Raw genomic sequence first — 14,641 nt, 5'->3', positions numbered from 1 at the left:
CTGTGGTCCCACCCTCGCAAGGCCCCGCGCGTGAACGCCTCGACAGGGGCGCCAAGATCACCGTCACGCTGCTCTTCGCCGCCTGGCTCATCGACTACATCGACCGCCTCGTCATCAATCTGGCGCTCCCCTCGATCGGCCACGAGTTCGACCTCAGCCGCGCCCAGCAGGGCCTCGCGGTCTCCGTGTTCTTCGTGGCGTACGCGGTCTGCCAGATTCCGGGCGGGATGCTCGCCGACCGGTTCGGCGCCAAGCGCGTCACCTGCTGGGCGCTGCTCATCTGGTCCGCGTTCACGGCGCTCACCGGGCTCGCGGGATCCTTCGCGATCCTGCTCGTGGTGCGCTTCCTGTTCGGCGTCGCCGAGGGGATCTTCCCCGGCGCCTCGATGAAGGCCGTCGCCGAACGGACCACGCCGGGGCAGCGGATGAGCGCGAACGGCGTCGTGCAGTCGTCGAACGCCGTGGCCGCCGTCGTCGCCCCGCTCGTCGCCGCGCCGCTCATCGCCCACTTCGGCTGGCGCTCCGCCTTCTTCACCGTCGCCGCCGTCGGCGTCTTCGTGTACGCGGCCGTGCGCCTGTGGCTGCCGGAGCGGGAGCGCGCGGAGGCCGGGGCGCGGACCGGCGGCGGCACCCGGACCGTGGTGCGCTCGGGGACCATGTGGGCGTTCGCCGGGATGTTCTTCGGCTACGACATCATCGTGTGGGGCCTCAACACCTGGGTGCCCTCGTACCTCAACCAGGAGCGCGGGCTCGCGCTCACCTCCGCGGGCGCGCTCGCGATCCTGCCCGCGGGCGCCGCGGCCGTCGCGGTGATCGTCGGCGGCCGGCTCGCGGACCGCTTCGAGGGCAATCAACGCAAGGTCGTCGTGCCCGCGATGCTCGTCTCATCGATCGCGCTCGTCCTGATGGCGACGGCGTCGAGCACGGCCGCGTTCGTCGCCTGGATGACCGTGGCGATCGCGTCCGCCTCGCTCAGCTACATGCCGGTCTTCGCGGTGCCGCTGCGCAGCCTTCCGCCCGAACTGACCGGCGCCGCCGCCGGGTTGATCACGTTCGGCGGGCAGGCCGGCGGGGTCGTCGCGCCGACCGCGATGGGCTTCCTCGCCGACACCGCGGGATTCGGCGCCGCCTTCGGCTTCCTCGTCGTGGGCGCGCTGCTCGCCGCCGCCCTCGCCTGCGTCACCCCGCAGACCACGCCCGCCTTCCGCAGGGCGCTGCGGCTGCCCGACGCCGACGGCACGCCGGGGCCCGCACCCGTATCCGTATCCACCGAAGGGGAGACCCGATGACCACGACGCTCGACAGCCTGCTGCCGTCCCTGCGGGAGCTCTACCGCGATCTGCACGCGCACCCCGAGCTCTCCCTCCAGGAGACCCGCACCGCCGGGATCGCCGCGGCGCGGCTGCGCGAGCAGGGCGGCTGGGAGGTGACGGAGGGCGTCGGCGGCACCGGCGTCGTCGGGGTGCTGCGCAACGGCGCGGGCCCGACCGTGCTGCTGCGCGCCGACATGGACGGCCTCCCCGTCCAGGAGGCGACGGGGCTGCCCTACGCCTCCGAGGCCCGCGGCACCGACCGCGACGGCAATGACGTGCCGGTCATGCACGCCTGCGGCCACGACATGCACGTCACGTGTCTGCTCGGCACGACGGCGCTGCTCGCGGCGGAGCGGGACACGTGGAGCGGCACGGTCGTCGCGGTGTTCCAGCCCGCGGAGGAGATCGGGCGTGGGGCGCGGGACATGCTGGCCGACGGGTTCGCGGACCGCTTCCCGAAGCCGGACGTGTGCCTCGGGCAGCACGTCGGTCCTTTCCCCACGGGTGTCGCGGTGACCAGGCCGGGGGCCGTGATGGCGGCCTCCGACAGCTATCGCGTACGCCTCTTCGGGCGCGGCGGGCACGGCTCGACGCCCGAGTCGACGATCGACCCCGTGGTGCTCGCGGCGGCCGTCGTGATGCGCCTCCAGACCGTCGTGTCGCGGGAGGTCGGCGCCTCGCAGACGGCGGTCGTGACGGTGGGCTCGATGCACGTCGGCACGAAGGAGAACATCATCGCGGACGAGGCCGAACTGCGGCTCAACATCCGCTCGGTCGACCCGGTGGTGCGTGAGCGGGTGATCGCCGCGGTGCGCAGGATCGTACGGGCGGAGGCGGAGGCCTCGGGGTCGCCGAAGGAGCCGGAGTTCACCTCGCTCGGCTCGTTCCCTGTCACGGTGAACAGCGACGACGCGACCGCGACCACCGTCGAGGGGCTGCGCCGGGTCCTCGGCGAGCAGGCCGTCCTGGTGCTGCCGCAGCCGATCAACGGCAGCGAGGACTTCGGCCTGTTCGGCGACGAGCTGGGCGCGCCCTCGGTGTTCTGGCACTTCGGGGGCGCCGACCCGGCGGCCTTCGCGGGCCTCGACGCCGGAACCCTGGCCTCGCGCGGCCTGCCCGCCGAGATCCCGGTGAACCACTCGCCGCAGTACGCGCCGCTCCAGGACCCGACGATCGAGCTGGGGGTGCGGGCCCTGCTCGGCGCGGCCCGCACCTGGCTCGACTCCCCGGGCCGCTAGAGCGCTAGTTCTGCCCCCGGCCGGCGGCGTTCTCCGGGTCGACCGGGTCCGCCGGCCAGCTCGGGGTGATCGTCTCGGTCGGGGTCTGCGTCGGCTGCGTCGGTTCCTCGGAGGGCGGCTCGCTGGTCGGCGTCTCGCTCGGCGTCGTCGGCTCCTCGCTCGGGGTCTCCGGCTCCGTCTCGGTCGGCGTCGGGTCGGTCGAGGGCTCCTCGGTCGGCGTGGCGGGGGCCGTCGTGGTGGGCTTCACGGCCTTGCCCATGTCGGTGTCGAGGTCGAACTTGCTGTTCGCGCTGGACGAGTTGAACGTGTACTGCGCCCAGATCCGCGCCGGGAAGCTGCCGCCGTCGACGCGGGGCAGGCCGCCCGCGCCCTCCATGGACACGTGCGCGCCCGCCTCGGACGACTTCAGGGCGCCCTCGCCGAACAGGCCGACGGAGGTCACCAGGTCCGGCGTGTAGCCGGTGAACCAGGCCGACTTGTTGTCGTCGGACGTACCGGTCTTGCCCGCGACCTGCTGGCCTTCGCGGGCCGGGTTGTCGCGCACCGAGGCCTTCGCCGTACCGTCGTCGACCACGCCGGTGAGGACCGACGTCACGGAGTCGGCGGCGCCGCGGCTGATCACCTGCTCCTCGGAGGGCTCCGGCAGCTCGACCTTCTCGCCCTGCTTGGACACCGACTTCACCATCTTCGGCGTGACCTTCTTGCCGTGGTTGTCGAGCGTCGCGTACACCCCGGCCATCTCGAGCGGGCTCGCGCCCATCGTGCCGAGGGTCTGCGCCGGGAACGGCTTGAGGTCGCCGGAGTCCATGCCGAGCTTCTTGGCGGTCGCCATCACCTGGTCCATGCCGACGTCCACACCCATCTGCGCGAACACGGAGTTGATGGACTTGTTCATGGCGGTCTGGACGGTGACCGGGCCGTAGCTCTTCTTGTCCTCGTTCGGCGGGGCGAAGCCGACCTTCTCGCCGTTGTCGACGACCGGGCGCCTGCTGGTGCCGTCGTAGATCGTGTCCGCGGTGATGCTCTGGCCGGACTGGGTGGTGGCCTCGTTCTCCAGGGCGGCCGCGAGGATCAGCGGCTTGAACGTGGAGGCGGGCTGGTAGTCGGTGCGCGTCGCGTTGTTGACGTAGTGCTCACTGAGCCCCTCGCCGCCGTACATCGCGAGGACCTTGCCGGTCTTCGGGTCGACGGAGACGGCGCCCGCCTGGACGCGCGCATCGGCCTTCTTGTCCTTGCGGTCGAGGTTGTCGTTCAGCTGCTGCTGTACCGACTTCTCCAGCTGCTTCTGCTTCTTGCGGTCGATGTTGAGGGTGATCGTGTAACCGCCGGCGTTGAACTGGGCATCGGTGAGGTTCAGTTCCTTCATCACCTCGTCCTTGGCCGCCTCGTAGAGGTAGCCCTCCTGGCCCTGGAGCCCGGAGGCGGCCTTCGGCGGGTTCGGCTTGTCGAAGGTCAGGCCCTCGCGCTCGCTCGCGCTCAGCCAGTGCATGTCGACCATGTTGTCGAGCACGTAGTTCCAGCGCGCCTGCGCCAGCTTCTTGCCGGTGTCGGAGGCGATCGCCCAGTCGTACTGGTTCGGGGCCTGCAGCAGCGCGGCCAGGTACGCGCCCTGCGACACGCTCAGCTCGCTCGCGTCCTCGCCGTAGTACGCCTGGGCGGCGGCCTGGATGCCCCAGGCGCCGCGGCCGTAGTAGCTGGTGTTGATGTACCCGGCGAGGATGTCGTCCTTGGAGTACTTCTGGTCCACCTTCAGGGAGATGACCAGCTCCTTGAGCTTGCGGGAGACGGTCTGTTCCTGCGACAGGTAGAAGTTCTTCACGTACTGCTGGGTGATCGTCGAACCACCCTGCTTGCCCTTGCCGGTCACGGTGTTGAGCACGCCGCGGGCGGTGCCCTTCAGGTCGACGCCCTTGTCCGTGTAGAACGTCTTGTTCTCGGCGGCGACGAACGTGTGCTGGACGGGCTTGGGCACCTCGGCGAGGTCGACGATCTCCCGGTTCACCTTGCCGGTGCGGGCCATCGTCGTGCCGTCGCTGTACTTGTAGACGTTGCTCTGGACCTGGGCGTCCGGGTTGCCCTCGGGCACGTCGATCACCAGGTACAGGACGATGAACGCGCCCATGCCCAGGAGCACGAGTCCGAAGAACGTGCCCAGGAGCTTCTTCCAGGTGAAGAAGCGGCGTATGCCCGACGGCCGCGCCGCGCGCTTGCGCGCCTTCCTCGCTTCCGCTCGGCCCATGACCTTGTCGCTCCGCTTCTTCCAGTTCTCACGATCGTGCTGAATCGGCTCAAGAACCTAACCCGTCACTTATGACGAATCTCCGTTGATTCGGCCATATCGGACGTGACAATCAGCACCTGCCCCATGGGAACCGACGATCGGGAGGTGCGGATGGTTGCCGGGCGCGTTAAAGTGATATCACTTTGCTAGACCACGTTCGTGGCTTTCACGCCACGAACGACCAGCTCAGAGAAACGGGGACGGACATGCCCGAGACGGACGCCACACCGCGCACTCCCGACGTACCGGAGATGCCGAAGGCGCGCGTACGCGAGGTCGCGGCGCACAGCATCGGGGGCGGACTCGCCCTGCTCCTCGGCCTCGTGGGCCTCGTCGTCGGCGCGGGAGTCATCGCGCTCGCCGCCGGGCTCGACTCGGTCGGCGCCAAGACGGCGCTCATCATCGTCGGCCTGATCGTCGTTGTCGGCTCGGTGATGGCCATGGCGGGGCTGAACATGGTGGCGCCGGGCGAGGCCCGCGTCGTCCAGCTCTTCGGCCGCTACCGGGGGACGATCCGCACGGACGGCCTGCGGTGGGTGAACCCGCTCACCTCGCGCACCAAGATCTCGACGCGTGTGCGCAATCACGAGACGGCCGTCCTCAAGGTCAACGACGCGTACGGCAACCCGATCGAGCTCGCCGCGGTCGTCGTCTGGAAGGTCGAGGACACGGCGCAGGCGACCTTCGAGGTCGACGACTTCCTGGAGTTCGTCTCGACGCAGACCGAGGCGGCGGTCCGGCACATCGCCATCGAGTACCCGTACGACGCGCACGACGAGTCGGGGCTCTCGCTGCGCGGCAATGCCGAGGAGATCACGGAGAAGCTCGCGCTCGAACTGCACGCCCGCGTGGAGGCGGCCGGCGTCCAGATCATCGAGTCCCGCTTCACGCACCTCGCCTACGCTCCCGAGATCGCGTCGGCGATGCTCCAGCGCCAGCAGGCCGGGGCGGTCGTCGCGGCCAGGCGGCAGATCGTCGACGGGGCGGTGGGCATGGTCGAGGCCGCGCTCGCCCGGATCGCCGAGCAGGACTTCGTGGAGCTCGACGAGGAGCGCAAGGCGACGATGGTCTCCAACCTGCTCGTCGTCCTGTGCGGGGACCGCGCGGCGCAGCCCGTCCTGAACACGGGATCGCTCTACCAGTGAGCCCGCGAGCGCCGCGCAAACAGGTACTGCTGCGGCTCGATCCTGCCGTGCACGACGCGCTGGCCCGGTGGGCGTCGGACGAGCTGCGCTCGACCAACGCCCAGATCGAGTTCCTCCTCCGCCGCGCCCTCAAGGAGGCGGGCCGCCTCCCGGGCACGGCGGGCCCGATCCCTCGCAGGGGCCGCCCGCCGTCGAACGAGACGGGCACGTCGAGCCCCGCGGGCGATTGAGCCGCGGAGCCCCGTGATCTCGGGCGCGGCGCCCGGTCACGCGTCGAGGACCTGGACCGGGAGGCGCCGCAGCGCCCCCCGGAGGGCCTGCGCCAGCTCCTCGTACTCCGCGGAGCGCGCCGTCCCCGTGCGCATCGCGAGCGCCACCCTCCGCGTGGGCGCGGGCTCGGCGAAATACCCGGTCAGCAGCTGCGCGGAGCGGGTCGCCTCGACCCCCACCGCCGTTCGCGGAAGGAGCGTCACCCCGAGCCCTCCGGCGACGAGTTGCACCAGCGTGGAGAGCCCCGCCGCGGTCGTCGCGACGGGCGCGTCGTCCCGCCCGGCCTCCCGGCAGATGTCGAGCGCCTGGTCCCGCAGGCAGTGCCCCTCGTCGAGCAGCAGCAGATTCAGCTCCCGCAGCGCATCGCGCGGAATTCCCTCCCGCCCGCCGAGCCAGTGGTCGAGCGGCGTGACCAGCACGAAGTCCTCGTCGAACAGCGGCAGTTCGGTCACCCCTGGCACCCCGAGCGGCACGGCGAGCAGCAGCAGGTCGAGCCGCCCCTCCCCCAGCCCCTCCACGAGCGACGCCGTCTGCTCCTCGTGCACCTGGAGGTCGAGGTCGGGGTACTTCTCATGGACGAGCCGCAGCACCGTCGGCAGCAGATACGGCGCCACCGTCGGGATCACCCCGAGCCGCAGCGCCCCCGTGAACGGCGCCCGCACCGCGTCCGCCTCCTCGACGAGCGCACCGACCTCCTCGAGCACCGCCCTGGCCCGCACCGCGATCCGCTCCCCGGCCGGCGAGAGCAGCACCTTCCTCGTCGTACGCTCGAGAAGGGTCACCCCCAGCGTCTCCTCGAGGGCGGACACCGCCCCGGACAGCGCGGGCTGACTCATCCCGATCGCCGCCGCCGCGTCCCGGAAGTGCAGATGCTCCGCGACCGCGGCGAACGCCCTGAGCTGCGCCAGGCTGGGCTGCCTGCGCTTTCCGTTCTGCACGGCCACTGATAGCCACCTCCGATCAACACGACCGAGTCTAGCTATTTCCGCAATCAATGCACCCTGTGCCACGATCATGAGCAGTCCAACCCACGGAAAAGTCCCCAAAAGGGGCGTTTCTAGCTGCAAGGAGAGCGCGTGCTCACTGTCGGTGACAAGTTCCCCGAGTTCGACCTGACTGCCTGTGTCTCGCTGGAGAAGGGCAAGGAGTTCGAGCAGATCAACCACAAGACCTACGAGGGCAAGTGGAAGATCGTCTTCGCGTGGCCCAAGGACTTCACCTTCGTGTGCCCGACCGAGATCGCCGCGTTCGGCAAGCTGAACGAGGAGTTCGCCGACCGTGACGCCCAGATCCTCGGCTTCTCCGGCGACTCCGAGTTCGTGCACCACGCCTGGCGCAAGGACCACCCGGACCTGACGGACCTGCCCTTCCCGATGATGGCCGACTCGAAGCACGAGCTCATGCGTGACCTCGGCATCGAGGGCGAGGACGGCTTCGCGCAGCGCGCCGTCTTCATCGTCGACCAGAACAACGAGATCCAGTTCACGATGGTGACCGCCGGCTCCGTCGGCCGTAACCCCAAGGAGGTCCTGCGGGTCCTCGACGCCCTCCAGACGGACGAGCTCTGCCCGTGCAACTGGAGCAAGGGCGACGAGACCCTGGACCCGGTCGCGCTGCTGTCGGGCGAGTGATCTGACATGGCCCTCGACGAACTGAAGTCCGCCGTACCGGACTACGCCAAGGACCTGAAGCTCAACCTGGGCTCGGTCATCGGCAACTCGGACCTCCCGGCCCAGCAGCTGTGGGGCACGGTCCTGGCGACCGCCATCGCCTCCCGTTCCCCGCGGGTGCTGCGCGAGCTGGAGCCCGAGGCGAAGGCGAACCTGTCGGCGGAGGCGTACAACGCCGCCAAGTCGGCCGCCGCCATCATGTCGATGAACAACGTCTTCTACCGCACGCGTCACCTGCTCTCGGACGACGAGTACGGGACGATGCGCGCCGGCCTGCGGATGAACGTCATCGGCAACCCGGGTGTCGACAAGGTCGACTTCGAGCTGTGGTCGTTCGCCGTCTCGGCGATCAACGGCTGCGGCATGTGCCTCGACTCGCACGAGCAGGTGCTGCGCAAGGCCGGTGTCGACCGTGAGGTCGTCCAGGAGGCCTTCAAGATCGCCTCGGTGATCCAGGCGGTCGGCGTCACGCTCGACGCGGAGGACGCGCTGGCCGCGTAACACCTCCACGAGAACGGGGGCCGGATGATTCCGGCCCCCGTTCTTCGCGTCTCAGTCGCCGGAGGCGCTCGAATTCACCGCCGTCAGATGGCTGCCGTGGGACCACGCCCGCAGATAGCCCACCACCGTGTTCGTGACGGCCACCAGGGGCACCGCCACCACCGCTCCGCCGATCCCGGCGACCATGCCGCCCGCGGCCACCGCGAGGACCACGGCAAGCGGGTGCACCCGCACCGCGCGCCCCAGGATGAACGGCTGCAGGATGTGGCCCTCGATCTGCTGCACCGCGAGCACCACGGCCAGCGTCATCACCGCGGTGAACACGCCCTGCGTCACCAGCGCGACGACCACCGCGAGGGCGCCGGAGACCACCGCGCCCACCAGCGGGACGAACGCGAACAGGAAGATGAAGACGGCCAGCGGCACCGCCATCGGCACGCCGAGGAAGAAGATGCCGAGGCCGATGAAGATGGCGTCGATCAGCGCCACTATGACCGTCCCGCGGACGTACGCCGTCAGCGTGCGCCAGGCGCGCGGACCCGCGCCCGCGATGCCCGGTCGGGCCTGCGCGGGGACGAGCTTGAGGGTCCAGTCCCAGATGCGCCGGCCGTCGTAGAGCAGGAACAGCGTCGAGAAGATCGTGAGGAGCACGCCCGTCAGCGCCTCGACGATGACGGTGACGCCCTCGAGGCCCGCCGACGTGATCTCGTCGGTGTTCGCGCCGACCGCGTCCCGCAACGACTTCGCGATGTCGTTGATCTGACCGTCGGTCACGTGGAACGGGCTGTTCAGGAGCCACAGGCGCAGGTCGTCGATGCCGTCCTGGACCTGCTCGGAGAGCTGGTCGATGTTCTCCTGGACCTGCCAGACCACGAACCAGCCGACGAGCCCCATGATGACGAAGCCGAGGATGGCCGTCAGGGCCGTCGCGAGGCCGCGCGGCACCCCCCTGCGCCGCAGCCGGGCCACGGTCGGCTGGAGCAGCGCCGTGATGAGCAGCGCCGCGATGAACGCGAACACCACCAGCTGCACCGAGCTGATGACCTTCATGAGCACCCAGAGCGCTCCGGCGAGGACCAGCAGCCGCCAGCCCGCCTCCGCCGCGACCCGCAGGCCCCACGGCACGGCGACCGCCGGCTCGGGCCGCGCCGACACGGCGGGCGCGTACGTGGGCGGCGCGGGCACGTGGTCCGCGTCGTGCCCGGGCGGGGAGCCGCCCGGGTCCTGTCCGCCCGGCGGCGGTCCGCCCAGCTCGTGCTCCTCGGCGCGCTCGGCCTCGGCGCGGCGCTCGTCCAGGCGCTCGCCGACCTTGCTAATTCCGGCGCCGACCCGGCCGAGCCACCCTGGAACTCGCGACATCATCCGTCCTCTGTGAGCCTGTGGCCCCGACCGTACCGTGCATGAACGCCGAAGCCCCTCACCGTGAGACGGTGAGGGGCTTCGTGAGGTTGCGAACTACCGGCAGCTCAGTACCAGTTGTTGGCCTGCCAGAACGACCAGGCCTCGCAGGGGCTGCCGTAGCGGTCGTTCATGTAGCCGAGGCCCCACTTTATCTGCGTGGCCGGGTTCGTCTGCCAGTCGGCACCGGCGGACGCCATCTTGGTTCCGGGCAGGGCCTGGAAGAGGCCGTACGCGCCGGAGGACGCGTTGACGGCCTTGTAGTTCCAGCTGGACTCGTGGTCCACGATGTTGCTGAAGCACTGGAACTGTCCGGACGGCACCATCTGGCGCGCCATCGACTGGACCTGGGCAACGCTGTACGAGGCCTGGGTGGCGAAGTCCGAGGCGTCGCGGGTGGCCGAGCGGCTCGCGGCGGCCTTCTTGGCCTCCTCGCGCTCCTTGGCCTCCTTCTCGGCCCTCTCCTTCGCCTCCTTGGCGTCCTGTGCGGCCTGCTGCTTGGCGACCGCATCCTCGGCTGCCTGCTTCCGGGCGGACTCCTCGGCGGACTTCTGCGCAGCCGTGTCGGCCGCGATGGCCTGGGTCTGCGCCTGCTGCTTCAGCGACGAGGTCTGCACCTGCGCCTGCTGTCCAGCAGGAATGTCGGCGAGGAGGGTCGCGTCGCTCGCCGTTGCCTCAGCCTCGTGAGAGGGCTGACCGGTGCTGCCCGAGGCAACACCCACAACAGCGCCGACTGTGGTGACCGCGGTGGCCGAGGCCACTGCGAATCCCCGGACCGAAATCCGGCTCACACGGTTTCCTTCCAGCATCGCCCGCTTGAGTGTGACCGTCGCGGACGCAATCGTGCCCCTGGCACTGGTCTCCCAACTGCGGGGTCACGGGAGACACGGGCCCGGTGGACAACTCCCGTGACGGGAGCGCCGCGTGGTGCTCGGGCGGCATACGACGGCCTCTATGTAGTTCAGGTGCAGCGGGTGCTGCTGTGGTTTCGTACCGCTGGGGGCACGCAAGTGTCGTATGCGGGGCCTGACAGGACCGTGACTCTGCCGCATCGGGGCATGGCAAGGCAATTCCCCACCGCGTGGGAAAGGTCACACGTCGTTTGCCCCAGGGGTTTTACGGAAACGAGCACACGCCGCGACGCCGCCCGGCTAAGCTCTCCCGCTTTGCCGAACGGCGCCAATACGGACGAATCTGCCCTGTACGGGCTAGATCTGACCGTCCTCCAGCATTTCGGTCACCAGGGCCGCGATCTGCGACCTTTCCGATCGAGTGAGCGTCACATGGGCGAAGAGCGGGTGCCCCTTCAGCTTCTCGACGACGGCGACCACCCCGTCGTACCGGCCGACGCGGAGGTTGTCGCGCTGCGCGACGTCGTGGGTCAGCACGACACGCGAATTAGCCCCAATGCGTGAAAGGACCGTCAAAAGGACGTTCCGCTCCAGGGACTGCGCCTCGTCCACGATCACGAACGCGTCGTGCAGCGAGCGGCCGCGGATGTGGGTGAGCGGCAGGACCTCCAGCATGCCGCGCGCGGTGACCTCCTCGATCACCTCGCGGGAGGTGACGGCGGACAGCGTGTCGAAGACCGCCTGCGCCCACGGGCCCATCTTCTCGGCCTCGGTGCCCGGCAGATAGCCGAGCTCCTGCCCGCCGACCGCGTACAGCGGCCGGAAGACCATCACCTTCTGGTGCTGGCGGCGCTCCAGGACGGCCTCCAGGCCCGCGCAGAGCGCGAGCGCGGACTTGCCGGTGCCGGCCCGGCCGCCCATCGAGATGATGCCGACGTCCGGGTCGAGCAGCAGATCGAGGGCGATCCGCTGCTCGGCGCTGCGCCCCTTGAGGCCGAAGGCCTCCCGGTCGCCGCGCACCAGCCGGACGTTGCCCTCGGGCGTCACCCTGCCGAGCGCCTTGCCGCGCTCGGACTGGATCGTCAGGCCCGTGTGCACGGGCAGGTCCGCGGCCTCCGGAACGTAGAGGGTGTCCTCTTCGAACAGGAGGTCGACCTGCTCGGCGGGCAGGGTCACCTCGGACATGCCGGTCCAGCCGGAGTCCGTGATGGCGAGTTCCGCGCGGTACTCCTCGGCGAGGAGGCCCACGGACGACGCCTTGATCCGCAGCGGGAGATCCTTCGACACGACCGTGACGTCGTATCCCTCGGCCTGCAGATTGCGGGCGACCGCGAGGATGCGGCTGTCATTGTCGCCCAGGCGGTACCCCGAGGGGAGCACGCTGGGGTCGGAGTGGTTGAGCTCGACGCGCAGGGTGCCGCCCAGTTCGCCGGTGGGGATCGGCGCGTCCAGGCGTCCGTGGCGGATCCGGTAGTCGTCGAGCAGGCGCAGCGCCTGCCGGGCGAAGTAACCCAGCTCCGGATGATTCCGCTTGGCCTCGAGCTCGGTGACGACGACGACAGGAAGGACCACTTCGTGTTCGTCGAATCGGGTCATCGAGTTCGGATCGGCCAGCAGGACGCTGGTGTCGAGAACATAGGTGCGCCGGTCGGGCTTGGGAAGGCGCTTGTTGCTGGTCACCACGGAAGGACGTACCCCCTCGGATGAGGTCGGGGAGCGACGGAGATTTCGGGACCGGTTCATGGGCCGCGATGCGCGGGCCGAGAACCGGCCCTCCAAGTCGTCATCCGTACCCATCTGCGTACGGTCGTCCTGGTGCAAAGGGCCTCCCGGGCGGACGGACCCGTGCCGTCCGCTGAGATGCGGTGTCCTTGGTGCGGGCACCGACCTGGAGGGCTTATTCCCTCGAACAAGCGCCGCCATGCAAAGGCACATGACGGCGCGTTCGTTAACTCCTGGTGACGTACGTCTCCGGGTGACCGGTGGTCAGCCCCCGAAACGCCGGTGGCGCAGCGCGTAGTCGCGCATCGCGCGCAGGAAGTCGACCTTGCGGAAGGCCGGCCAGAAGACTTCACAGAAGTAGTACTCGGAGTGGGCCGTCTGCCAGAGCATGAAGCCGGACAGACGCTGCTCGCCGCTGGTCCTGATGACCAGGTCCGGGTCGGGCTGCTCCTTGGTGTAGAGGTGCTTGCCGATGGCGTCGACGGTGACGGTGTCGGCGACCTCCTCGAGGGTCTGCCCCTTGTCGGACGCGTCGAGCAGCATGGAGCGGACGGCGTCGGCGATCTCCTGGCGGCCGCCGTAGCCGATCGCGACGTTCACCACTATCCCGGCGCGCTCCGCGGTGGCCTCCTCGGCCTCCTTGAGCGTGTGGCGCAGGCCCTCCGGGAGGATGTCGGTGGCGCCGACGTGCTGCACGCGCCAGCGGCCGTCCTCGGCGAGCGTGCGGACGACGCCCTCGATGATGCCGAGGAGCGGGACGAGCTCCTCCTGGGGGCGGTCGAAGTTGTCCGTCGAGAGCAGCCAGAGGGTGACGACCTCGACGTCCGTCTCGCTGCACCAGCCGAGGAACTCCTCGATCTTGTGCGCGCCCGCCTGGTGGCCCTGGGCGGTGGTGGATCCGGCGGCCTTGGCCCAGCGGCGGTTGCCATCCATGATGACGCCGATGTGCTTGGGCACCTGGGCGTGGTCCAGGTGGCCTTCCACCCGGCGTGCGTACAGCCTGACCAGCAGGCCGCGCAGCCTGTCGCGCAGGTTCACGGTCTTTTTGCCCTCCGTGCAGATGGAAGTCCCCGAAGGCGGAAGCCTACTCGGGTGCGGTGCGGGTGCCTCGCTGTGGGGTGTCGGTGGCCTGACGTAGCTTCGTAGCCATGAACGACACCTCTCCTTACGTCGCCTCGGCGGACCGGTACGGTTCCATGGAGTACCGGCGCACGGGCCGCAGCGGTCTGAAGCTCCCCGCCGTCTCCCTCGGACTGTGGCACAACTTCGGGGACGACCGCACACTGACCAGCCAGCGCTCGATCCTGCGCCGCGCCTTCGACCTGGGCGTCACACACTTCGATCTCGCGAACAACTACGGGCCGCCTCCGGGCAGCGCGGAGCTGAACTTCGGCAAGATCTTTGCCCAGGACTTCACGCCGTACCGGGACGAACTGATCATCTCGACCAAGGCCGGCTATCGCATGCACCCGGGCCCGTACGGGGAGTGGGGCAGCCGCAAGTACCTGATGTCGTCGCTCGACGCGTCCCTGAAGCGGATGGGCCTCGACTACGTCGACATCTTCTACTCGCACCGCTTCGACCCGGACACCCCGCTGGAGGAGACGATGGGCGCGCTCGCCTCCGCCGTCCAGCAGGGCAAGGCGCTGTACGTGGGAGTGTCCTCGTACAACAGCGAGCAGACGGCCGAGGCGGCGCGGCTGCTGAAGGAGATGGGGGTGCCGGCCCTCATCCACCAGCCGTCGTACTCGATGCTGAACCGCTGGACCGAGGGCGACGGGCTGCTCGACACGCTGGAGGCGGCCGGGATGGGCTGCATCTCCTTCGCGCCGCTCGCGCAGGGACTGCTGACCGGCAAGTACCTGAAGGAGATCCCGGAGGGTTCGCGCGCGACGCAGGGCAAGTCCCTCGACCCGAACCTGCTGAGCGAGGACGTCGTGCGCCGGCTGAACGGGCTGAACGACATCGCGCAGCGCCGCGGCCAGTCCCTCGCGCAGATGGCGCTCAGCTGGGTGCTGCGGGACGAGCGGATGACGTCGGCGCTGATCGGGGCGTCCAGCGTGAAGCAGCTGGAGGAGAATCTGGCGGCGCTCGAAGGGCCGAAGCTGACCGAGGACGAGCTGACCGAAATCGACTCGTTCGCCGTCTCGACCGAGGGCACGAACATCTGGAACGGCCGCCGCTGAACCCCCTTGCCGGGAGCGGGGGTTGGCCCGAGTCCCGGTCGGGGAAAGAAAACGGGCCGGTCCGTG

Annotated in this window: 13 protein-coding genes; 7 read left to right on the top strand and 6 right to left on the bottom strand. The window is 69.7% G+C overall.

The annotated features are described in order from the left end of the window. The first annotated feature begins 2 nt into the window (after nt 1–2). Both ACTWJ8_RS24580 and ACTWJ8_RS24575 read left to right on the top strand, forming a co-directional pair. Nucleotides 3–1,289: an MFS transporter gene (locus ACTWJ8_RS24580; RefSeq protein ID WP_443260286.1), complete on the top strand. Its 1,287-nt coding sequence runs from the start codon at nt 3–5 to the stop codon at nt 1,287–1,289. Then, complete coding sequence (locus ACTWJ8_RS24575) at nt 1,286–2,551, top strand: amidohydrolase (RefSeq protein ID WP_443260285.1); 1,266 nt, start codon at nt 1,286–1,288, stop codon at nt 2,549–2,551. The genes ACTWJ8_RS24580 and ACTWJ8_RS24575 overlap by 4 nt, the downstream gene beginning before the upstream one ends. Before the next feature lie 4 nt (nt 2,552–2,555). Here ACTWJ8_RS24575 and ACTWJ8_RS24570 read toward each other — a convergent pair whose 3' ends face one another. Beyond that, a complete protein-coding gene (locus tag ACTWJ8_RS24570; protein WP_356374333.1) occupies nt 2,556–4,790 on the bottom strand; it encodes a transglycosylase domain-containing protein in 2,235 nt (744 codons plus the stop codon). Between the two features lie 248 nt (nt 4,791–5,038). On the opposite strand from ACTWJ8_RS24570, the gene ACTWJ8_RS24565 reads away from it, so the two are divergent. Together ACTWJ8_RS24565 and ACTWJ8_RS24560 are read left to right on the top strand one after the other, a co-directional pair. Then, nucleotides 5,039–5,977 (top strand): SPFH domain-containing protein, encoded by a 939-nt coding sequence (locus ACTWJ8_RS24565; protein WP_443260284.1) that lies wholly within the window; start codon nt 5,039–5,041, stop codon nt 5,975–5,977. After that, the gene (locus ACTWJ8_RS24560) at nt 5,923–6,207 is read left to right on the top strand and encodes a hypothetical protein (RefSeq protein WP_443260283.1); all 285 of its coding nucleotides are present in this window, start codon (nt 5,923–5,925) and stop codon (nt 6,205–6,207) included. The genes ACTWJ8_RS24565 and ACTWJ8_RS24560 overlap by 55 nt, the downstream gene beginning before the upstream one ends. A 36-nt stretch (nt 6,208–6,243) precedes the next feature. Here the strand turns inward: ACTWJ8_RS24560 and ACTWJ8_RS24555 are convergent, their stop codons facing one another. Further along, on the bottom strand, nt 6,244–7,191 hold the full coding sequence (locus ACTWJ8_RS24555) for a LysR substrate-binding domain-containing protein (protein WP_356374336.1): 948 nt from the start codon (nt 7,189–7,191) through the stop codon (nt 6,244–6,246). Between the two features lie 132 nt (nt 7,192–7,323). Here ACTWJ8_RS24555 and ACTWJ8_RS24550 point away from each other — a divergent pair, with 132 nt between their 5' ends. Then, nucleotides 7,324–7,878, top strand: a complete 555-nt coding sequence (locus ACTWJ8_RS24550; RefSeq protein WP_030623150.1) for a peroxiredoxin — start codon at nt 7,324–7,326, stop codon at nt 7,876–7,878. A gap of 6 nt (nt 7,879–7,884) precedes the next feature. Then, nucleotides 7,885–8,418, top strand: coding sequence for an alkyl hydroperoxide reductase (locus ACTWJ8_RS24545; RefSeq protein ID WP_356374338.1), 534 nt, complete (start codon nt 7,885–7,887; stop codon nt 8,416–8,418). 51 nt (nt 8,419–8,469) lie between these two features. Here ACTWJ8_RS24545 and ACTWJ8_RS24540 read toward each other — a convergent pair whose 3' ends face one another. The 4 genes from ACTWJ8_RS24540 to ACTWJ8_RS24525 form a co-directional block, all read right to left on the bottom strand. Then, nucleotides 8,470–9,777, bottom strand: coding sequence for an AI-2E family transporter (locus ACTWJ8_RS24540; protein WP_356374340.1), 1,308 nt, complete (start codon nt 9,775–9,777; stop codon nt 8,470–8,472). A gap of 107 nt (nt 9,778–9,884) precedes the next feature. Further along, nucleotides 9,885–10,625, bottom strand: coding sequence for a lytic transglycosylase domain-containing protein (locus ACTWJ8_RS24535; protein WP_443260282.1), 741 nt, complete (start codon nt 10,623–10,625; stop codon nt 9,885–9,887). A gap of 399 nt (nt 10,626–11,024) precedes the next feature. After that, complete coding sequence (locus ACTWJ8_RS24530) at nt 11,025–12,350, bottom strand: PhoH family protein (RefSeq protein ID WP_443260281.1); 1,326 nt, start codon at nt 12,348–12,350, stop codon at nt 11,025–11,027. 303 nt (nt 12,351–12,653) lie between these two features. After that, entirely contained in the window at nt 12,654–13,427 is a 774-nt protein-coding gene (locus ACTWJ8_RS24525; RefSeq protein ID WP_356374346.1) for an isoprenyl transferase, read from the bottom strand. Nucleotides 13,428–13,537: 110 nt separating this feature from the next. Between ACTWJ8_RS24525 and mgrA the strand changes: the two genes are divergently transcribed. Continuing rightward, nucleotides 13,538–14,575, top strand: a complete 1,038-nt coding sequence (mgrA, locus tag ACTWJ8_RS24520; protein WP_443260280.1) for an L-glyceraldehyde 3-phosphate reductase — start codon at nt 13,538–13,540, stop codon at nt 14,573–14,575. The last annotated feature ends 66 nt before the right edge of the window (nt 14,576–14,641 follow it).

Origin of the sequence: Streptomyces sp. SDT5-1, assembly GCF_052245995.1 — a bacterium.
In the GTDB taxonomy this organism is placed as follows: Bacteria; Actinomycetota; Actinomycetes; order Streptomycetales; family Streptomycetaceae; genus Streptomyces.
Note: the sequence above shows the minus strand (reverse complement) of the source record. Positions and strands in the feature narration are given on the sequence as shown.

What these genes read in the sequence shown, in the direction of transcription:
- ACTWJ8_RS24575 (WP_443260285.1), top strand. Translation starts at nt 1,286, where the DNA reads ATGACCACGACGCTCGACAGCCTGCTGCCGTCCCTGCGGGAGCTCTAC.
- ACTWJ8_RS24570 (WP_356374333.1), bottom strand. Translation starts at nt 4,790, where the DNA reads ATGGGCCGAGCGGAAGCGAGGAAGGCGCGCAAGCGCGCGGCGCGGCCG.
- ACTWJ8_RS24565 (WP_443260284.1), top strand. Translation starts at nt 5,039, where the DNA reads ATGCCCGAGACGGACGCCACACCGCGCACTCCCGACGTACCGGAGATG.
- ACTWJ8_RS24545 (WP_356374338.1), top strand. Translation starts at nt 7,885, where the DNA reads ATGGCCCTCGACGAACTGAAGTCCGCCGTACCGGACTACGCCAAGGAC.
- ACTWJ8_RS24540 (WP_356374340.1), bottom strand. Translation starts at nt 9,777, where the DNA reads ATGTCGCGAGTTCCAGGGTGGCTCGGCCGGGTCGGCGCCGGAATTAGC.
- ACTWJ8_RS24535 (WP_443260282.1), bottom strand. Translation starts at nt 10,625, where the DNA reads ATGCTGGAAGGAAACCGTGTGAGCCGGATTTCGGTCCGGGGATTCGCA.
- mgrA (WP_443260280.1), top strand. Translation starts at nt 13,538, where the DNA reads ATGAACGACACCTCTCCTTACGTCGCCTCGGCGGACCGGTACGGTTCC.